Origin of the sequence: Cronobacter dublinensis subsp. dublinensis LMG 23823 (genome assembly GCF_001277235.1) — a bacterium.
In the GTDB taxonomy this organism is placed as follows: domain Bacteria; phylum Pseudomonadota; class Gammaproteobacteria; order Enterobacterales; family Enterobacteriaceae; genus Cronobacter; species Cronobacter dublinensis.
Genome location: NZ_CP012266.1, coordinates 1,481,182 through 1,501,946, shown reverse-complemented (window position 1 = coordinate 1,501,946; position 20,765 = coordinate 1,481,182). Strand labels below are relative to the sequence as shown.

General features: G+C 60.6%; 15 protein-coding genes. 7 read left to right on the top strand and 8 right to left on the bottom strand.

All coding sequences use genetic code 11. The features are described from left to right. Nucleotides 1-10: 10 nt before the first annotated feature. Complete coding sequence (gene dacC / locus AFK67_RS06865; RefSeq protein ID WP_050555331.1) at nucleotides 11-1,222, bottom strand: serine-type D-Ala-D-Ala carboxypeptidase; 1,212 nt, start codon at nucleotides 1,220-1,222, stop codon at nucleotides 11-13. Nucleotides 1,223-1,484: 262 nt separating this feature from the next. Between dacC and AFK67_RS06860 the strand changes: the two genes are divergently transcribed. Beyond that, nucleotides 1,485-2,111 carry a glutathione S-transferase family protein gene (locus AFK67_RS06860; protein WP_038883954.1) on the top strand — a complete coding sequence of 209 codons (627 nt, stop codon included), beginning with the start codon at nucleotides 1,485-1,487 and terminating at the stop codon, nucleotides 2,109-2,111. On the opposite strand, the gene AFK67_RS06855 is transcribed toward AFK67_RS06860, so the two are convergent. Next, the gene (locus AFK67_RS06855; RefSeq protein WP_007711822.1) at nucleotides 2,112-3,224 is read right to left on the bottom strand and encodes a PQQ-dependent sugar dehydrogenase; all 1,113 of its coding nucleotides are present in this window, start codon (nucleotides 3,222-3,224) and stop codon (nucleotides 2,112-2,114) included. A gap of 171 nt (nucleotides 3,225-3,395) precedes the next feature. On the opposite strand from AFK67_RS06855, the gene rimO reads away from it, so the two are divergent. Further along, nucleotides 3,396-4,721, top strand: a complete 1,326-nt coding sequence (gene rimO / locus AFK67_RS06850) for a 30S ribosomal protein S12 methylthiotransferase RimO (RefSeq protein ID WP_007711823.1) — start codon at nucleotides 3,396-3,398, stop codon at nucleotides 4,719-4,721. Nucleotides 4,722-4,848: 127 nt separating this feature from the next. On the opposite strand, the gene gsiD is transcribed toward rimO, so the two are convergent. From gsiD to gsiA, 4 genes are all read right to left on the bottom strand, one after another. Next, nucleotides 4,849-5,760, bottom strand: coding sequence for a glutathione ABC transporter permease GsiD (gene gsiD / locus AFK67_RS06845; protein WP_007711824.1), 912 nt, complete (start codon nucleotides 5,758-5,760; stop codon nucleotides 4,849-4,851). Nucleotides 5,761-5,762: 2 nt separating this feature from the next. Beyond that, on the bottom strand, nucleotides 5,763-6,683 hold the full coding sequence (gene gsiC, locus AFK67_RS06840) for a glutathione ABC transporter permease GsiC (protein WP_007711825.1): 921 nt from the start codon (nucleotides 6,681-6,683) through the stop codon (nucleotides 5,763-5,765). Nucleotides 6,684-6,841: 158 nt separating this feature from the next. Continuing rightward, a complete protein-coding gene (gsiB, locus tag AFK67_RS06835; RefSeq protein WP_032966387.1) occupies nucleotides 6,842-8,380 on the bottom strand; it encodes a glutathione ABC transporter substrate-binding protein GsiB in 1,539 nt (512 codons plus the stop codon). 30 nt (nucleotides 8,381-8,410) lie between these two features. Then, complete coding sequence (gene gsiA, locus AFK67_RS06830; protein WP_038883957.1) at nucleotides 8,411-10,285, bottom strand: glutathione ABC transporter ATP-binding protein GsiA; 1,875 nt, start codon at nucleotides 10,283-10,285, stop codon at nucleotides 8,411-8,413. A gap of 237 nt (nucleotides 10,286-10,522) precedes the next feature. On the opposite strand from gsiA, the gene moeA reads away from it, so the two are divergent. Further along, a complete protein-coding gene (gene moeA, locus AFK67_RS06825; RefSeq protein WP_007711834.1) occupies nucleotides 10,523-11,752 on the top strand; it encodes a molybdopterin molybdotransferase MoeA in 1,230 nt (409 codons plus the stop codon). Nucleotide 11,753: 1 nt separating this feature from the next. Next, complete coding sequence (gene moeB, locus AFK67_RS06820) at nucleotides 11,754-12,512, top strand: molybdopterin-synthase adenylyltransferase MoeB (protein WP_007711836.1); 759 nt, start codon at nucleotides 11,754-11,756, stop codon at nucleotides 12,510-12,512. On the opposite strand, the gene AFK67_RS06815 is transcribed toward moeB, so the two are convergent. After that, nucleotides 12,509-13,579, bottom strand: coding sequence for a LacI family DNA-binding transcriptional regulator (locus AFK67_RS06815; protein ID WP_032966396.1), 1,071 nt, complete (start codon nucleotides 13,577-13,579; stop codon nucleotides 12,509-12,511). The two genes, moeB and AFK67_RS06815, sit on opposite strands and share 4 nt — an antisense overlap. A gap of 305 nt (nucleotides 13,580-13,884) precedes the next feature. On the opposite strand from AFK67_RS06815, the gene AFK67_RS06810 reads away from it, so the two are divergent. Then, entirely contained in the window at nucleotides 13,885-15,195 is a 1,311-nt protein-coding gene (locus tag AFK67_RS06810) for an MFS transporter (protein WP_007711840.1), read from the top strand. Between the two features lie 10 nt (nucleotides 15,196-15,205). After that, entirely contained in the window at nucleotides 15,206-17,569 is a 2,364-nt protein-coding gene (locus AFK67_RS06805) for a glycoside hydrolase family 31 protein (protein WP_007711842.1), read from the top strand. A 396-nt stretch (nucleotides 17,570-17,965) separates the two neighbouring features. Here the strand turns inward: AFK67_RS06805 and AFK67_RS06800 are convergent, their stop codons facing one another. Beyond that, nucleotides 17,966-19,558, bottom strand: coding sequence for an ABC-F family ATPase (locus AFK67_RS06800; protein WP_007711646.1), 1,593 nt, complete (start codon nucleotides 19,556-19,558; stop codon nucleotides 17,966-17,968). A 220-nt stretch (nucleotides 19,559-19,778) separates the two neighbouring features. On the opposite strand from AFK67_RS06800, the gene ldtB reads away from it, so the two are divergent. After that, nucleotides 19,779-20,699: a L,D-transpeptidase gene (ldtB, locus tag AFK67_RS06795; RefSeq protein ID WP_038883960.1), complete on the top strand. Its 921-nt coding sequence runs from the start codon at nucleotides 19,779-19,781 to the stop codon at nucleotides 20,697-20,699. Nucleotides 20,700-20,765 lie beyond the last annotated feature (66 nt).

Genomic DNA, 20,765 nt, shown 5'->3' with positions numbered 1-20,765 from the left:
GAGCGTGTTTTTACGAGAACCAGCCGCCGAACCACTGATGGAATTTCATCAGAACAAAATCCCACATCCGGCTGAAGACGCCGCCTTCATTCACCGCCTCCATCACCACCAGCGGTCGCTGTTCGATGCTTTTACCGTTGAGCTGGAAATCAATCGTGCCGACCACCTGACCCGCCTTCAGCGGCGCGGTCAGCTGCGGCGAGCTCAGCGTATAGGTCGCCTTGAGGTTTTTCAGCTGCCCTTTCGGGATGGTGACCGAGCCCGCCTCACCCGCGCCGAGCTTCACCTCGCTGCTGTCGCCGAACCAGACGCGCTCGCTGACAAACGTGGCGTCAGGCTTGATGGGCGTGACGGTTTCGAAGAAGCGGAACCCCCAGGTCAGCAGCTTTTCCGACTCGCGAAAGCGCACGCCGTCGGTTTTCGCGCCGAGCACCACTGAGATCAGGCGCATGTCGCCCTGCGTCGCCGAGGCGACCAGGTTATAGCCCGCGCCCGCCGTGGTGCCGGTTTTCATGCCGTCGACGTTCATGCTGGTGCTCCACAACAGGCGGTTGCGGTTCGGCTGGCGAATTTTATTAAACGTAAACTCTTTCTCTTTATGCACCGCGTATTCGTCCGGCACGTCGTGGATCAGCGCTTTGCCGAGCAGCGCCATGTCGCGCGCGGTACTGAACTGGCCCGGCGCATCGAGGCCGTGCACCGTTTTAAAGGTGGTATTGGTCAGCCCCAGGCGCTTCGCGTAGCCGTTCATCAGGCCGACGAACGCGTCCTGACTGCCCGCCACGTAATCGGCGATGGCGATGCTGGCGTCATTGCCGGACTGAATAATCACGCCTTTATTAAGATCGGCCACCGACACCTGATCGCCGGGCTTTAAGAACATCAGCGACGAGCCGCGCAGCGCCGGGTTGCCGGTCGCCCAGGCGTCTTTGCCGACGGTCACTTTATCGTCAAGATGAATTTTTCCCGCCTTGAGCGCCTGGCCGACCACATAGCTGGTCATCAGCTTGGTCAGGCTCGCCGGGTCGAGCTTTTCATCGGCGTTCCCTTCCGCCAGCACCTTGCCGCTGTGATAGTCCATGAGGATCCAGGCGCGGGCCTCGACCGCAGGCGAGGCGGGCGCGATGGGGTCGGCCGCGTGGGCGGCGGAAAGCGAGATAAGAAGAAACGCGCCTGAGAGAGCACGCGCGCAGGAAGCGCCGGAGCGTGAGAGTGAGGTCATAAAAGCCACCTGAATATCCATTCCAGAAACTACTACAAATCAACCGTATCGGTTAAAAGGTGAGTAATAACGCACAAACGCCCTCAAGGAAACAGCGCGCGGGTAAAGTTTTTAAAGTTTCACTTTCCGGTCACAAACCGGCGCGCTGCCAGCGCCTTTTCAGGCGGTTGCTAAAGCGCGGGGATTATTCCACCATGGGCGTTCACTCGTGGCGCGCAGCGTCCGCCGTCGCGGCATCGTTCATCTGCAAAAGGAGCAAGTCATGATAACCGTATGGGGTCGAGAGAATTCCACTAACGTGAAAAAGGTGCTGTGGTGTCTGGAGGAGCTGGAGCTGCCGTATCACCGCATCCCGGCGGGCGGCAAATATGGCATTAACCACGACCCGGACTATCTGGCGATGAACCCTAACGGGCTGGTGCCGTGCCTGCGCGACGATGAAACCAGTCTGGTGCTGTGGGAATCGAACACCATCGTGCGCTATCTCGCGGCCCAATATGGCCAGGGCCGCCTGTGGCAGGAGAGCCCCGTGGCGCGCGCCCGTGGTGAAAAATGGATGGACTGGGCCATCAGCGTGCTGCCTGCGCCGCATCGCGGCGTCGTCTTCAGCCTGGTGCGCACGCCGCCCGAACAGCGCGACCCGGCGCTGATTGAAGAGAGCAAAAAGCAGTGCGAGGCGCTCTTCGCCATGCTGGACGCCGAGCTTGCGAAAACCCCGTGGCTCTCCGGCGACGCGTTCGGCATCGCCGATATGGCCCCTGCCCCGCACATCTATAACCTGTTTAACGTCGGCATTGAATGGACGCCGCGCCCGCATCTTGAGCGCTGGTATCAGCAGCTCACCGAGCGTCCGGCGTTTCGCAATATCGTCATGATCCCGGTGAGCTAATCACGACGCCGGGCTGACTTTCAGCAGCTGGCCGTCGGTTTCGTCGGTCAGCACATATAAGAAACCATCCGGCCCGACGCGCACGTCGCGGATCCGCTGGTTCTCTTTCTCCAGCAGCCGCCCGTCTTCCGTTACTTTATTGCCGTTGACCGAGAGCTGGATCAGGTTCTGCTCTTTGAGCGCGCCAATAAACAATTTGTTTTTCCACTGCGGAAATTTATCGGCGTTGTAAAACGCCATCCCGCTCACCGCGGGCGACACTTTCCAGTAAAACAGCGGCTGTTCGGTACCCGGTGCTTCGCCGCCTTTGGCTTCCGGAATAGGCTCGCCGCTGTAGTTAATGCCCCAGGTGGCGAGCGGCCAGCCGTAGTTTTTGCCCGCTTCGGGAATATTGATTTCATCGCCGCCTTTCGGGCCGTGCTCGTTAAGCCACATCGTCTGGCTCCACGGGTTCAGCGCCAGTCCTTGCGGGTTACGGATGCCGTAGGACCAGATCTCCGGGCGCGCGCCCGGCTTGCCGACGAACGGGTTGTCTTTTGGCACCTCGCCATTTTCGGTGAGGCGCACCACTTTACCCTGTAGCTTGTCGAGATCCTGCGCCGTCGGGCGCTGGTTATTCTCGCCAAGCGCGATGAAGAGATACCCTTTGCCGTCAAACGCCATACGTCCGCCAAAATGATTGCCGGTGGAGAGCTTCGGCTGCTGGCGGAAGACGACCTTAAAATCCTCCAGGCGCTGCATATCCTCGCTGAGCCGCCCGTAGCCCACCGCGGTGCCGGCTTTGCCGTCGCTGCCGCCTTCGGCATAGCTCAGCCAGACCCGGCGGCTCTCGTTAAAATCGGGGGCCAGCACCACATCCAGCAGCCCGCCCTGCCCCTGATGCCACACCTCAGGCACGCCCGCAATCGCGCCAGAGAGCCCTTTGCCCGGCTGCCAGCGTTTCAGCTCGCCGCCGCGAAGCGTGATTAACATGCCCTGGTTATCCGGCAGGAACGCCAGCGACCACGGGTTGTGGAGATTATCCTGTAACACTTCGACCTTCGCAGGCAGCGCGGCGGCGGTGGCGCTGACTAACAGCAGCAGCGCGAATAAACAGGGCGAGCGTGGCGGCATGGCGTTCTCCTTATGACTGTTGCGATTAAGGGTAGCCAGCGGTCGCGGTGGCGGTCTGACTTTTACAAAAACTTTAACAAACCGGCAGGCAGAAGATACCAGTACAAATTTCCCGCCAACCTCTGTAAAATCCCCGCCCTGATAACTCCATAAATGATGAATTTTTGACCTATGAGCAATGTAATGCAGCAGCCTAAGATAGGCTTCGTTTCGCTGGGCTGCCCGAAAAACCTGGTGGACTCCGAGCGCATCCTGACCGAGCTTCGCACCGAGGGCTATGACGTGGTGCCACGCTATGACGATGCCGATATGGTTATCGTCAACACCTGCGGTTTTATCGACAGCGCGGTGCAGGAGTCGCTGGAGGCGATCGGCGAGGCGCTGAATGAAAACGGCAAGGTGATCGTCACCGGCTGTCTCGGCGCGAAAGAAGATCAGATCCGCGAAGTGCACCCGAAGGTGCTGGAGATCACCGGGCCGCACAGCTACGAGCAGGTGCTGCAACATGTTCATCATTATGTGCCAAAACCGAAGCACAACCCGTTCCTGAGCCTGGTGCCGGAACAGGGCGTGAAGCTGACGCCGCGTCACTACGCCTACCTGAAAATTTCCGAAGGCTGTAACCATCGCTGTACCTTCTGCATCATCCCGTCGATGCGCGGCGATCTCGACAGCCGTCCGATTGGCGACGTGCTGGCCGAGGCGAAGCGCCTCGTGGAAGCGGGCGTCAAAGAGCTGCTGGTTATCTCCCAGGACACCTCCGCCTATGGCGTTGACGTGAAACACCGCACCGGTTTCTGGAACGGCTCGCCGGTGAAAACCAGCATGGTGAGCCTGTGCGAACAGCTTGCCAAACTCGGCGTCTGGGTGCGTCTGCACTACGTTTACCCGTACCCGCACGTGGATGACGTTATCCCGCTGATGGCGGAAGGGAAAATCCTGCCGTATCTCGATATCCCGCTGCAGCACGCGAGCCCGCGTATTCTGAAGCTGATGAAGCGTCCGGGCTCGGTCGACCGTCAGCTGGCGCGCATTAAGCAGTGGCGCGAGATTTGCCCGGAGCTGACCCTGCGCTCTACCTTTATTGTCGGCTTCCCTGGCGAAACCGAAGAAGATTTCCAGATGCTGCTGGATTTCCTGAAAGAAGCGCGTCTGGACCGCGTCGGCTGCTTTAAATACAGCCCGGTCGAAGGCGCCACCGCCAACGAGCTGGCGGATCAGGTGCCGGAAGAGGTGAAAGAAGAGCGCTGGAACCGCTTTATGGCGTTGCAGCAGCAGATCTCCGCCGAGCGTCTGCAGGAGAAAGTGGGTCGCGAGATCCTGGTGATTGTCGATGAAGTGGACGACGAAGGCGCGATTGGCCGCAGCATGGCCGACGCCCCGGAAATCGACGGCGCGGTTTACCTCAACGGTGAAACGACGCTGAAGCCGGGCGACGTGGTGCGCGTGAAGGTAGAAAACGCCGACGAATATGACTTGTGGGGCAGCCTGGTTTAAGGTGCTCTGCATCAAAAAAGGCTGCCGATGGCAGCCTTTTTTATTGGCGTTTTACCGGCGGGTAAGCGTAGCGCGCCCGTCATCCCTCCATCCCTCCATCCCGCAAACGTCCCCGCTATGCCTGACCCTACCCTTTAATCTTCGGATCCAGCGCATCGCGCAGCCCGTCGCCTAACAGATTAAATGCCAGCACCGTCATAAAAATCGCGAGGCTCGGGAAAATCGCCACGTGCGGCGCCATCACCATATCCGCGCGGGCCTCGTTTAACATCGCGCCCCACTCCGGCGTCGGCGGCTGCGCGCCGAGGCCGAGAAACGACAGGCTGGCGGCGGAAATAATCGACGTGCCGATGCGCATGGTGAAATAGACCACAATCGATGACACCGTGCCCGGCAGGATATGGCGAAACAGAATGGTGAAATCCGACGCGCCGATACTGCGCGCCGATTCGATAAAGGTCTGATGTTTCAGCACCAGCGTGTTGCCGCGCACCAGACGGGCAAAGGCCGGGATGCTGAATATCGCCACCGCGATAATCACGTTCGCCATGCCGCTGCCCATCACCGCCACCACGGCAATCGCGAGCAAAATGCCCGGAAATGCGAACAGCACGTCGCAGATGCGCATGATAACCCGGTCCCACCAGCCTTCATAAAACCCGGCCAGCAGCCCCAGCACGGTGCCAATCAACGCGCCCGTCAGTACGGCGAACACCCCGGCGGCGAGCGAAATCCGCGCGCCGACAATGACGCGGCTGAAAATATCGCGGCCCAGCGAATCCACGCCAAACCAGTGGACCATCGACGGCCCTTCGTTCAGGCGGTCGTAATCGAAATAGTTTTCCGCATCGAACGGCGCTATCCACGGCGCGCACAGCGCCAGGGCTATCAACAGCAGCACGAAGCCGCCCGCGACCAGCGCCACCGGCTGGCGCTTCAGACGATGCCAGAATTCATGCCACGGCGTGCGGCTCTGCTGAGGGCGCACGGTAGGCATGCCGTTTAAAAGCGCCTGTCGGCGCCAGTTGAAAAGTCGCATCCTTACTTATACCTGATAGCCGGGTTAATGGCGGCGTAGAGCACATCCACCACTAAGTTGATAAGAATAAATTCGAGTGAGAACAGCAGCACTTCGGCCTGAATAACCGGGTAGTCGCGCATCTCCACCGAATCCACCAGCAGACGCCCAAGCCCCGGCCAGTTAAACACTTTCTCCACCACGATAGAGCCGCCCAGCAGGAAACCGAACTGCAGGCCCATCATGGTGACGACCGGGATCATGGCGTTGCGCAGGCCATGTTTCAGGATAACCCATTTTTCGCTGACGCCTTTGGCGCGCGCGGTGCGCATATAGTCTTCGCCGAGCACGTCCACGAACGAGGCGCGGGTGAAGCGCGCCATCACGGCAGCCACGGCGGCGCCCAGCGTTACCGACGGCAGAATATAGTGCCGCCAGCTGTCGGCCCCGACGGTCGGCAGCCAGCCGAGCTGCACCGAGAAGATGTGCATCAGGAGCATGCCGAGCGCGAAAGCCGGGAACGAGATGCCGGAGACCGCGAGCGTCATGCTCAGGCGATCCGGCCAGCGGTTGCGCCATACTGCAGCGACAATCCCGGCGGCGAGTCCGAAGAGCATCGCCCAGCTCATGCTGGCGAGCGTCAGCCAGAAGGTTGGCATAAACCGGCTGGCAATCTCTTCAGAGACCGGACGGCGCGACACCAGAGAAATGCCGAAATCGCCCCGCACCACGTTGCTGATGTAATGCCAGAACTGCTGCCAGAGTGGCTGATCGAGCCCGAGCTGATGGCGCACAAGGTTAATCACCTCTGCATCGGCCTCCGGCCCGGCCACCAGACGCGCCGGGTCGCCCGGCAGCAGGTGAACGAATAAAAACACCAGCACCGCCACGATAAGCAGCGTCGGGATGAGGCCCAGCAGGCGTTTTATGATGTAGCTAAACATGCGAAACCTTGTCTTCCTTCATGAGATCGTCACTGGTTATCGGTTAAGGCCATTTTCACGGGCAGCGTAAACTTTCGGAATGGCGGGTGCGTTAGCTTACCCGCCCTACGCTTACTGGGTTTACGCTCCCACCCTTCTGACTTGTCGGGCGGCCACGCTTATTTCAGGTCCGCATCCTCAAAACTAAAGCCGGTATCCGGCATCATGTAAAACCCGGTCAGCGATTTGCTGTGCGCCGATACTAATTTCTCCACCACCAGCGGCACCCAGGGCGACTCCTTCCACAGGGTGTCCTGCGCGTCTTTGTACAACGCGGCTTTACGGGCTTTATCGGTCGTTTTCAGCGCGTCGGCAAGCGCGGCGTCTACCGTCGGGTTGCTGTAAAACGCCGTGTTGAAGAGCGTCGGCGGCCAGTTCTGGGAGGCGAAAAGCGGCGACAGCGCCCAGTCGGCCTCGCCGGTCGACGCCGACCAGCCGGTGTAGAACATCCGCACGCCGCTCTCTTTCTGCCCTTTGCCTTCCACCTCGGAAGCGCGCTGTCCGGCGTCCATCGCCGTCACTTTGGCTTTAATCCCCACCTGCGCGAGCTGCTGCTGGGTGAACTGCAACACCTTTTGCGCGGTGCTGTGATTGTGCGACGACCAGAGCGTGGTGCTAAAGCCATTCGGGTAGCCCGCCTCTTTTAAGAGCTCGCGCGCTTTGGCCGGGTTATACGGCCACGGCTGATACTGCTGCGCGAATTCAATAGTCGGCGGCACCACGCCGGTCGCGGGCGTTGCGTATCCCGCGAACGCCACTTTCACCAGCGCCTGGCGGTTGATCGCGTAGTTAATCGCCTCGCGCACTTTCGGGTTATCGAACGGTTTTTGGGTCACGTTCATGCTGATGTAGCGCTGCATAATCGAGGGCGACGCCACGAGATCCAGCTTGCTGTTTTTCTCAAGCAGCGCGGCCTGTTCGTAGGGGATCGGGAAGGCGAACTGCGCCTCGCCGGTTTGTAGCATCGAGGCGCGGGTATTGTTATCCACAACCGGTCGCCAGGTGATGGCGTCAAGCTTCGGCAGCCCTGGCTGCCAGTAGTGGGTGTTCTTCTTTACCTTCACAAAATCGGTCGGGTTCCAGGTCACCAGTTCATAAGGGCCGGTGCCGACCGGGTGAAACCCAATCTCCTTGCCATATTTTTTCAGCGCCTCGGGCGAAATCATCGCCGTGGCCGGGTGCGCCAGGATGTTGATAAACGCCGAGAATGGCTGTTTCAGCGTGATTTTCACCGTGGTCGGGTCGACCGCCTCGGTACTGGCGATATTTTTATACAGGTTATAGCGCTTGAGATGGTTATCCGGGTTACTGGCGCGATCGAGGTTCACTTTCACCGCATCGGCGTTGAAATCGGTGCCATCCTGAAATTTCACGCCGCTGCGAAGCTTCACGGTATACACCCGCCCGTCATCCGACACGCTGTAGCTTTCCGCCAGCACGTTCTGGACTTTCATGGTTTTATCGAGGCCGAACAGCCCCTGATAGAACGACTTGGCGACCTGCTGGGAAAGCGTGTCGTTAGCATCGTAAGGATCGAGCGTGGTAAAGCTTGAGCCCACCGCCACGACAATCTCTTTATCAGCCCAGGCGGGCGCGGCGGCCAGCGCAGAAGCCAGCCCTGCCGCGGCGAACCAGCGGCGTGCGATTCGTTGTGTCATCGTCTTCTCCTGAAAGCCTTGCCTGAAAAATTAAAAATGATGATCCGTCGCCCCAACGGGATGACGCGCCACGTAATGGCCCTGCCCCACCTGCACCAGCGGCGCGACAAACGGCTCGTCGCCTTTCGGGCGCGTGGCGCTCGGGATCTCATCGGAAATGAGCACTGGCTGACGGCGCGGATGACCAGGATCGGCCACCGGCACCGCCGCCATGAGCTTGCGGGTGTACGGATGCTGGGGATTTTCAAACACCGCGCGCCGTGGACCTATCTCGACAATTTGTCCAAGATACATCACCGCCACGCGATGGCTGATGCGCTCCACCACCGCCATATCGTGCGAAATAAACAGAAACGAAATGCCGAAATCGCGCTGCAAATCGAGCAGCAGGTTAATGATTTGCGCGCGGATCGACACATCCAGCGCGGATACCGACTCATCGGCGATCACCACTTTCGGGTTGAGCGCCAGCGCGCGTGCGATGCAAATGCGCTGGCGCTGGCCGCCGGAGAACTCATGCGGATAACGCCAGGCGTGTTCGGGCTTAAGCCCGACGCGTTCCAGCAGCCACGCCACCCGCTTGCGCGCCGCGTCGCCGTCAAGCAAACGGTGCACCAGCAGCGGTTCCATAATGGAGTAGCCCACCGTCAGGCGCGGATCGAGCGAGGCATAGGGATCCTGAAAAATAAACTGCATATCGCGACGCACCGCCTGCATGGCGCTGTCGGAGAGCGTGTCGATGCGCTTGCCGCTGAAGGTAATCGAGCCGCCCTGGGTCTCCACGAGGCGTAGCAGCGAGCGCCCGGTGGTGGACTTCCCGCAGCCCGATTCGCCCACCAGCGACAGCGTCTCGCCCGGCCACAGGTCAAAACTCACCTTTTCAACCGCATGCACTTCACGCTTTACGCGGTTGAGGATCCCGCTGCGCACCGGAAAGCGCGTGACCAGGTCGCGCACCTGCAAAATCGGTTCGCTGTCCGGCACGACCGTATCCTGCTCGGCTTCCGGCAGGTCGATGTCGCAGCGCGGGGCGTGATGCAGCGGAAATTTACGCGGCAGATCGGTGCCGTTCATCGCGCCGAGGCGCGGCACCGCGGCCAGCAGCGTGCGGGTATACGGGTGCGCCGGACGACGAAAAACCTCCTCGACGGTGCCGGTTTCAACCGCCTCGCCCTGGTACATCACCAGCACCCGGTCGGCCATATTGGCGACCACGCCCATGTCGTGGGTGATAAAAATCACGCCCATCGACATCTCCTGCTGGAGCACGCGGATGAGTTGCAGGATCTGCGCCTGAATGGTGACATCCAGCGCCGTGGTCGGCTCATCGGCGATCAGCACCGCCGGACGGCACGAGAGCGCCATCGCAATCATCACGCGCTGGCGCATCCCGCCGGAGAGCTGGTGCGGAAAGCGCGTCAGCATCGCCTCGGACTCCGGGATGCGCACCAGGTCGAGCATCCGTTTAGCTTCGCGCATCGCCTTGTCGCGCCCGAAGCCCTGATGCAGGCGAATCGACTCGGCTATCTGCTCGCCCACCGGAAACACCGGGTTTAGGGAGGTCATCGGCTCCTGAAAAATCATCGCCATATCGGCGCCGCGCACGTCGCGCATCTGTTTTTGGGAAAGCGTTCGCAGGTCGATAACCTGCTGGTTGCGGCGGCGCAGCAGCAGCGGGCCGCTCTCCATCACGCCGCCCGCCTGTTCAATCAGGCGCATCAGCGAGAGCGCGGTGACCGATTTGCCGGAGCCCGATTCGCCGACAATCGCCAGCGTTTCGCCGCGTTTCAGGCTGAATGAGAGCCCGCGCACCGCGGCGGTACGCTCTCCTTCTTCCATAAAGCAGACGTTCAGGCCAGAGACCGACAACACCTCTTCTTCAGGCAATACATCATGGTTGGGCACTACGGTTCCTCACAGGTGTTGGTTCGGCAGGCAGACTGTCACGCCGCAATTTTGCTGGGGCGGCTGCGTTTTTTCTATAAATATCATTATCGTTGCCGCTGCTTCAGACGAATTTTGAATATAGAAAGAGGTAAAAGTGATGTAAAGCCCGGCGGGCGACGCAGGCGGCGAAACATGCATACCCGCTGCCCTTTCTGTCATAATAGGCGCTTTGTGACTGTCGCGCTGGAGTGAAAGATGGAACCGACCGCTGGACTGATGTCCCTGGAAACCGCCCTTGAAGAAATGCTCTCCCGCATTCTTCCCCTGAGTGAGACGCAAACGCTGCCGCTGCTAAAGAGCATGGGCCGGGTGACGGCGCGCGCGGTCACCTCACCGCTGGACGTGCCGGGATTTGATAACGCGGCGATGGACGGCTACGCCGTGCGCTTAGCGGATCTCGCGTCGGGCGCGTGGCTGCCGGTGGCGGGCAAAGCGTTCGCGGGGCAGCCGTTTAGCGGCGAATGGCCTGCGGGCAGCGTTGTCCGCATCATGACCGGCGCGCCGGTGCCGCCGGGCTGCGAGGCCGTCATCATGCAGGAAGAGGCGCAAACCAGCGACGCGGGCGTGCGCTTCACGGCCGCCGCGCGCGTGGGCCAGCACATTCGCCGTCGCGGCGAAGATATCCGCCAGGGCGCGGTAGTGATGGAGGCGGGCCAGAAGCTGAGCGCCGCCGAACTGCCGCTGCTCGCCTCGCTCGGCATTCCTGAAGTGGACGTCGTGCGCAAGCCGCGCGTCGCGATCTTCTCGACCGGCGATGAACTCCAGCTCCCCGGCCAGCCGCTCGCGGAAGGCCAGATTTACGACACCAACCGCCTCGCGGTGCATCTGATGCTCGAAGCGCTCGGCTGCGACGTGATTAACCTCGGCATTATTCGTGACGACCCGGACGCCCTGCGCGCCGCGTTTCTGGAAGCCGACCGCGAGGCCGATGTGGTGCTAAGCTCTGGCGGCGTGTCGGTGGGCGAAGCCGACTACACCAAAACGCTGCTGGAAGAACTCGGCGAAATCGGCTTCTGGAAGCTCGCTATCAAGCCTGGCAAACCGTTCGCCTTTGGCCGGCTGGCGAACAGCTGGTTCTGCGGCCTGCCGGGCAACCCGGTTTCCGCCGCCGTCACGTTCTACCAGCTGGTGCAGCCGCTGCTGGCGAAGCTGAGCGGCCAGCAGGTCGTTCGCGCGCCGCGCCTGCGGGTGCGCGCGGCGGAGCGCCTGAAAAAATCCCCCGGACGGCTCGATTTCCAGCGCGGCGTGCTGCGCACCGGCGCTGACGGCCAGCCGGAAGTCATCAGCACTGGTCACCAGGGCTCGCATATTTTCAGCTCGTTCACCCAGGGCAACTGTTTTATCGTGCTGGAGCGCGAGCGCGGCCACGTCGAGCCGGGCGAATGGGTTGAGGTCGAGCCGTTTAATCACCTGTTCGGAGGCTGAGATGAGCGAGGCGCTAAGCGATGCGGAGATGCTGCGCTATAACCGGCAAATCATCCTGCGCGATTTTGATTTCGACGGCCAGGAGCGACTGAAAGCCGCGTCGGTGCTGGTGGTGGGCCTCGGCGGGCTCGGCTGCGCCGCCGCGCCGTATCTGGCGGCAGCGGGCGTCGGCAGCCTGACGCTGCTCGATTTCGACACGGTCGCGCTCTCCAACCTGCAACGCCAGGTGCTGCATCGCGACGCCGCCATCGGCCAGCCGAAAGTGGCCTCGGCGCAGGAGTCGCTGCGCGCCATTAATCCGCACTGCCACATCGATACGGTTAACGCGCAGCTCGACGACGCGGCGCTCGCCGCGCTCATCGCCCGTCACGCGCTGGTGCTCGACTGCACCGATAACGTGGCGACGCGCAATCAGCTTAACGCGCTCTGTTTTCGTCATCAGGTGCCGCTGGTGTCCGGCGCGGCTATTCGCATGGAAGGCCAGATCAGCGTCTTTACCTGGCAACCCAACGAGCCGTGCTATCGCTGCCTGAGCCGCCTGTTTGGCGAGAACGCGCTGACCTGCGTGGAGGCGGGCGTCATGGCCCCGCTGGTGGGCGTGATTGGCTCGCTGCAGGCGATGGAAGCCATCAAGGTGCTGGCGCGCTACGGCGAGCCGTGCGCCGGAAAGCTGATTATCTATGATGCCCTGCGCACGCAGTTTCGCGAGATGAAACTGGCGCGCAACCCGCATTGCGAGGTGTGCGGCGACGGGCGTTAGTCGTACAGGCCGTCGCGCTGCACGCTGGTTCTGCCCCGCCCCGGCCTGACGCGACGCACCGATTCGCGTACGTCCAGCGTGCCATTGAGCAACAGCGTGCCCGTGGCCGCCTGCGGGCGGATCAGCCGCTGTTGCAGCATCAACACCGCCTCCTCGCCTAACGCGTCGCGCGGCACATGCACCGCCGTGAGCGGCACATCCTCAATCGCCGCCAGGTTAAAGGCGTCGATGCTCATCACCGAGATATCCTGCGGCACGCGAAGCCCGGCGTTCTGTAACGCTTTCACCGCGCCCGCCGCCATAAAATCGCCGCCCACCAGCAGCGCGCCGGGCACGGCGTCGGCGGGTGTGTCGGCCAGAAAGCGGGCCACCAGCGCCTCGCAGCCTCTGGCGCTGAAATCGGGGGCCGTCAGCAAATGGCGCTTCTCGTCAAACGCCAGATTCTGCGCCTCCCAGGCGTCGCGAATGCCCGCCAGGCGCAGCTCCATCGTATAACGACGCAGGCACAGCACATTCACCACGTCGCGATGGCCCATTTCAAAAAGGTAGCGCGCCGCGTTCTCGCCGATGGCGCGGTGATCGGGCGCGACCGTGGGCAGACGCATGTTACGGTCGCGACAGTTGATGAGCACGCATGGCTTGCCGACATCCACCGCCAGATCGTGAATGTGCGGATCGTCGATGCCGAGCAGCAGCGCCGCCTCGGTCTGCGGCTCGTTCATTCTGGCGAGAAACAGGTTGGCGTCGGCGTCGTTCTCCTCCAGCGCGCAGTAGCGCAACCGCACCTCGTGCGGCTCCAGCGCTTTGTTAATACTCTGAATCACGCGGTAGTAGAAGATGTCGGACCGCTCATCAAACGCCCGGCGCGGCGCAAACACCACCAGACTGTTGAGCAGCAACCGGCCCGCCGCCATATCCTCCAGCACGCCCAGCGCTTTCGCGCACTCCCGCACCTTGCGGCGCGCCTTGTCGCTGGTGTTCGCTTTGCCCGCCAGTACGCGCGACACGGTACTCAGTGAAAGGCCGGTTTGTTCGGCGATCCGGGCGACCTGGAGCTTTTTACTCATTTTGTGATCCATCTCCGATTGTGAAATGAAAAAATTTTCACGGATGTTTTTACGATATATCCCTTCCGTTACGGCTTCTTTTAACACACTCACGTCGTTTCATGAAAATTCTTGCATAAAAGAGGCTACTACCATTCCAGTTGCTGCTCTACCCTCAGGTTGTCGTACAGCTTTTGCTGCTGAGGCTTACGACAAACCCTACAAATACTGAGTTAATTCAAATAAATATCGGTCTCTGCTGTGGTTTCCGGCGCGTCCGGAATGCGAGTTGTTATACCCGTCAGGCTAACCGTGGAGAAGAAGAAATGAGTCAGAGCATTAACCAGGATGTCGGCGCGGTGAAAACCCGTACCCGCCGGGCTATCCGTCATCTGCGCTGGTGGGTGCTGGTGCTGTTTTTGATGGGCGTGACCGTCAACTACATCACCCGCAACTCGCTTGGCATTCTCGCGCCGGAGCTCAAAGAGAGCCTGGGCATCACCACCGAACAGTACTCTTATATCGTGGGCGCGTTTCAGCTCGCCTACACCCTCTTTCAGCCGCTGTGCGGCTGGCTGATAGACGTGATTGGCCTCAAACTCGGCTTTCTGATTTGCGCCTCGCTATGGGCGCTGATGTGTATTTTCCATGCGGGCGCCGGCAGCTGGCTGCATCTCGCTATCCTGCGGTTCTTCATGGGCGCGGCGGAAGCGGCGGCGACGCCCGCGAACGCCAAAACGCTCGGCGAATGGTTTCCGAAAAAAGAGCGTCCGGTTGCCGCAGGCTGGGCGGGCGTTGGGTTCTCCATTGGCGCGATGCTGGCCCCGCCGATTATATACTTCGCGCATATCTCCTTCGGCTGGCAGGGCGCGTTTCTGTTTACCGGCGTGCTGGCGCTCGGCTGGGTCGTGCTGTGGTGGCTGTTTTATCACAACCCGGAAAGCCACCCGCGCCTGAGCGATGAAGAACTCGCTTTTATTCGCCAGGATAACGAGCCGACGCCGGTGCGCCTGCCCTTTTTCACCGCGCTGAAAACCGTCTCGAAGAACAAACGCTTTTACGGTATCGCCATTCCGGCGTTTATGGCCGAGCCCGCCTGGGCGGTGATGAGCTTCTGGGTGCCGCTCTACCTCGCCAAAGAGCACGGCATGGATCTCAAACAGATAGCCATGTTCGCCTGGCTGCCGTTCCTCGCCGCCGACTTAGGCTCGGTCGCAAGCGGCTATCTGACCAAATTGTATGTGCGTCTTTTCGGCTGCACGCGGGTCAATTCCGTGGTGGCAAGCTCGGTGACCGGCGCGTTTCTGATGGTGTCGCTCGCGATTGTGACCCTGACGCGCGACCCGTACATCACCATCATTCTTATCTCCATCGGCGGATTCGGGCATCAGATTATCTCCTGCATGCTGAGCGCGCTGGTGGTGGAATCGTTTGACCGCGGCCAGATGGCCACCGTGAACGGGATGCGCGGCTCCTGCGCCTGGATTGCCAGCTTCCTGTTCTCACTGATTATCGGGGTGACCGCCGACAAAATCGGCTTCAACCCGCTGTTTGTCGCCATGGGCTTTTTTGACCTGATTGGCGCGATGTTCCTGGTTGCCTTTATTGCCGTGCGCCGCAGCACGCGCGCTTCATAGGGAGATGCGAATGAAAACCCTCAAACACTGGAGATTTACCCACTCAGATGACCACCATGTTGAACTGACGGTGGATGACGCCCACACGCTGTGCCTGTGGGTGCTGGAGCCGGGCTTGTTCCGCGTGGCGGTAAAACGCCGCGGGGCGTATGCGCTCAAACGTACCTGGAGTATCGCGCCGGAAAACGATGTGCCCTGGGAGGGCCGCGCACGCGACAGCCTCGCGGGGTTCAGCCTGCCGGGCTTTACGCTTGAGGAGACGCCGGAGCGGCTGACTATCAGCAGCGAACGGCTGCGCGTCACCGTGCATCAGCCGCTGTGGCTGGAGTGGCACTACCGCGACGACGAAGGCCGCTGGCAGTTTCTGACAAGCGATCGCCCCACCAGCGCGTACCTGCTGAACGCGCATGGCGATGGCGTGGCGCACTACCAGCGCCGCGAGAAAGACGATCGCTACTATGGGCTTGGCGAAAAGGCGGGCGATCTGGAGCGTACCGGCCGCCGCTTCGAGATGCGTAACCTCGACGCGATGGGCTATAACGCCGCCAGCACCGACCCGCTGTATAAACATATTCCGTTTACCATCACCCGACGCGAGCAGGTCAGCTTCGGGCTGTTTTACGACAACCTGAGCAGCTGCTGGCTCGATCTGGGCAACGAGATAGATAACTACCATCAGCCCTACCGCCGCTGGCAGGCCGAGGCGGGCGATATCGACTACTACCTGTTTGTCGGCCCGCGCGTGCTGGATGTCACCAAAGCCTTTGTGCGGCTCACCGGCAAGACGCTGTTCGGCCCGAAATGGAGCCTCGGCTACAGCGGCTCCACGATGCACTACACCGACGCGCCGGACGCGCAGGATCAGCTGATGAACTTTATCCGCCTGTGCGACGAGCAGGCGATCCCGTGCGACTCCTTCCAGCTGTCGTCGGGCTATACCTCCATTAACAACAAGCGCTACGTCTTCAACTGGAACTACGACAAAGTGCCGCAGCCCACAGCGATGAGCGCCGCGTTCCACGACGCCGGGCTGAAGCTTGCCGCGAATATCAAACCCTGCCTGTTGCAGGATCACCCGCGCTATCAGGAAGTAGCGCAGCAGGGGCTGTTTATCCGCGATTCCGAAACGGACGCGCCGGAGCGTTCCAGTTTCTGGGATGACGAAGGGTCGCATCTCGATTTCACCAACCCGGCCACGGTCGCGTGGTGGCAGAACGGCGTCACCACGCAGCTGCTGGAGATGGGTATTGATTCCACCTGGAATGACAATAACGAGTATGAAGTCTGGGACGGCGAGGCGCGCTGCCACGGTTTCGGCGAGCCGGTGGCGATTAAGCACATCCGCCCGGTGATGCCGCTCTTAATGATGCGCGCGTCGATGGAGGCACAGCAGCGTTTTGCACCGGAAAAACGCCCGTATCTGATCTCGCGCTCCGGCTGCGCCGGGATGCAGCGCTACGTCCAGACCTGGAGCGGCGATAACCGCACCAGCTGGCAGACGCTGCGCTATAACATTCGCATGGGCCTCGGGATGAGCCTGTCCGGGCTGTATAACGTGGGCCACGACGTCGGCGGCTTTTCGGGCGACAAACCGGACGCCGAGCTGTTCGTGCGCTGGGTGCAGAACGGCGTGATGCATCCGCGCTTTACCATTCACTCGTGGAATGACGATCACACCGTCAACGAGCCGTGGATGTACCCGGCGGCGACGCCTGCGATCCGCAGCGCGATTGCGCTGCGCTATCGCCTGCTGCCTTACCTTTACACGCTGTTATGGCAGGCGCATGCCGACGACGAACCGATGCTGCGCCCGACGTTTCTTGACCACGAGCATGACGCGCAGACCTTCCGCGAGTGCGACGAGTTTATGTTAGGGCGCGATCTGCTGGTGGCGAGCGTCGTGGAGCCCGGCGCGCGTACCCGCACGCTCTGGCTGCCGGCCAACGACCACGGCTGGTACGATTTCCATACCGGCAGCTGGTACGCGGGTGGCCAGCAGGTGACGCTGGACGCGCCGCTGGAGCGGCTGCCGCTGCTGGTGCGGGCGGGCGCGGGGCTGCCGCTCAGCGAGCGTATCCGGCATGTGGACGCGCAGCGCGACGACACGCGCGAGCTGAAACTGTTCCCGGTGCCGGGCAACGGGCAGGCTTCTGGCCTGGTGTTTGAAGATGACGGCGAATCCTGGGGTTATCAAGACGGTAACGCGCTGTGGGTGAACTGGCAGATGCGTTGCACCGCCGAGGCCATTCATCTGACGTTTGCCACGACCGGCGATTACCGTCCGGCGTGGGCGTCGATGTCGGTAACCTTGCCGCCCGGCGAAACCCGCCGTCTGGTGATTAACGGCGATGACACCGACCGCTGGGTGCGGTAAAAGGAGCGCAAAAGAAAAAGGCGAGCCAGCGGCTCGCCTTTTTTTGTCGGTATTGGGATAGCGTTTTTGGCTTTGGGATGGAGCGCAGGAGGTGATGGCATTTTTGAGCTGGGATGGCGGGTGCGCTTCGCTTACCCGCCCTACAACACATCAAAAACGACAAAACACCCGTTCCCCACAGGGCGGGTAAGCGCAGCGCACCCGCCTTTGAACAACACCGCTGCGGCGCGAAAGACGACGGGAACGTTATTCGATGCCGCTCTCAACCTCTTTCCCTATGGAGTTCGCGTTGCAGCAAGGCGGCAAGCCTGCAAATCCCCGGGAGCTTACATCAGTAAGTGACCGGGGTGCGCAGGCGCAGCCAACACCGCTGCGGCGCGAAAGACGACGGGAACGTTATTCGATGCCTTTGCTGCGCAGATAATCTTCGTACCCACCGGAGAAATCCACCACGCGTTCCGGGGTGATTTCAATCACGCGGGTCGCGAGTGAGCTCACGAATTCGCGGTCGTGGGAAACGAAAATCAGCGTGCCCTGGTACATCTCCAGCGCGGCGTTGAGCGATTCGATCGATTCCATATCCAGGTGGTTGGTCGGTTCGTCCATCACCAGGATGTTCGGTTTTTCCATCATTAGCTTGCCGAACAGCATACGGCCCTTTTCACCGCCGGAGAGCACTTTGGCGGGCTTTTTGATGTCGTCCTGGCTAAACAGCAGGCGGCCCAGGATGCTGCGCACGGCCTGTTCGTCGTCGCCTTCCTGCTTCCACTGGCTCATCCATTCGAACACGGTCAGATCGTTGTCGAACTCATATTCGTGATCCTGCGCGTAATAGCCGATCTGCGCGTTCTCGGACCATTTCACGGTACCGTTATCCGGTTGCATTTCGCCAACCAGCGTTTTCAGCATGGTGGATTTACCCACGCCGTTAGCGCCGAGGATAGCGAGCTTCTCACCCACTTCGAGCAGCAGGCCGACGTTTTTAAACAGCGGGCCGTTGTCGAAGCCTTTGGTCATGGCTTCCACTTCCAGCGCGTTACGGAACAGCTTTTTATCCTGCTCGAAGCGGATAAACGGGTTCTGGCGGCTGGAGGCTTTCACCTCTTCCAGCTTGATTTTGTCAATCTGACGGGCGCGGGAGGTCGCCTGGCGAGATTTCGAGGCGTTGGCGCTAAAGCGGCTGACGAAGGATTGCAGGTCGGCAATCTGGGCCTTTTTCTTGGCGTTATCCGCCAGCAGACGCTCGCGCGCCTGGGTCGCGGCGGTCATGTATTCGTCGTAGTTGCCCGGATACACGCGCAGCTCGCCGTAATCCAGATCCGCCATATGGGTGCAGACCATGTTCAGGAAGTGACGGTCGTGCGAAATAATAATCATGGTGCTGTCGCGATCGTTGAGCGTCTGCTCCAGCCAGCGGATGGTGTCGATGTCCAGGTTGTTGGTCGGTTCGTCGAGCAGCAGGATGTCCGGGTTAGAGAACAGCGCCTGCGCCAGCAGAACACGCAGCTTCCAGCCGGGCGCGACTTCGCTCATCGGGCCGTAGTGCTGCTCCAGCGGAATACCCACGCCCAGCAGCAGTTCGCCCGCGCGGGATTCAGCGCTGTAGCCGTCCATTTCGCCATATTTGACTTCGAGGTCGGCCACTTTATAGCCGTCTTCTTCGCTCATCTCCGGCAGCGCATAGATGCGATCGCGCTCCTGCTTCACTTCCCACAGCTCGCCATGACCCATGATCACGGTGTCCAGCACGGTGTATTGTTCGAAAGCGAACTGATCCTGGCGCAGCTTACCGATGCGCTCGTTAGGATCGAGCGACACGTTGCCTGCGCTCGGCTGTAAATCGCCGCCGAGGATCTTCATAAAAGTGGATTTCCCGCTTCCGTTGGCGCCAATCAGACCGTAACGGTTGCCGCCGCCAAACTTGACGGAAATGTTTTCAAACAGCGGCTTACTGCCGAACTGCATGGTGACGTTGCTGGTAACTAACACGCGTGATTCCTGGATAAGATGTGTGATAAACGCAGCATTATGCCATAACTCCGAATTTATTTCCCCCGTCAATGGGCTGACTACACTCACTGCAGAATGGGAAAAAAATGTGAATTAGTACACATCTCAATTCCCTGCCACGGAGAATGCACATATAATGCGCTCCCTGTATTGTTTCGTTTCACTCTAACGGCCGGTCCGGCAACGATATTTGCATAACATGAAGATGAAATTACGCACGCTTTTAGTGGCAGCTTTCGCAGTCGTCGGGTTTTGTAACACCGCGTCTGCTGTGACATATCCTTTGCCGACCGACGGTAGCCGTCTGGTGGGTGAAAACCAGGTCGTGACGATCCCGGAAGGTAATAACCTGCCGCTGGAAGATTTCGCCGCGCAGTATCAGATGGGGCTGTCCAACATGCTGGAAGCCAACCCGGGCGTCGACCCGTACCTGCCGAAAGGCGGCACCATCCTGAATATTCCGCAGCAGCTGATCCTGCCTGACACCCCGCATGAAGGCATTGTGATCAACAGCGCCGAGATGCGCCTTTACTACTACCCGAAAGGCACCAACACGGTGATCGTGCTGCCGATCGGTATCGGCCAGCTCGGTAAAGACACGCCGATCAACTGGGTGACCAAGGTAGAACGTAAAAAAGCGGGCCCGACCTGGACGCCGACAGCCAAAATGCACGCGGAGTACGCCGCCGCAGGCGAGCCGCTGCCGCCTGTCGTACCGGCAGGCCCGGATAACCCGATGGGCCTGTACGCACTTTACATCGGTCGTCTTTACGCCATTCACGGCACCAACGCCAACTTCGGTATCGGCCTGCGCGTAAGCCACGGCTGCGTGCGTCTGCGTAACGAGGACATTAAGTTCCTGTTCCAGAACGTCCCGGTCGGCACCCGCGTGCAATTCGTCAGCGAGCCGGTGAAAGCGACTACCGAGCCCGATGGCAGCCGCTACATCGAGGTGCATAACCCGCTCTCGACCAGCGAAGACCAGATTAACAACAACGAAATCGTGCCGATCGCGCTGACCAAAGCGGTGACCGCAGTGACCAGCCAGAGCGACGTCGATCAGAACGTCGTGGAGCAGGCGGTGCAGAACCGTTCCGGTATGCCGGTGCGTCTGAACTAATCTGCCACAAGACGTAAAAAAACCCCGCGCGCATCGCTGCTCGCGGGGTTTTTTATTGCCGGTGAT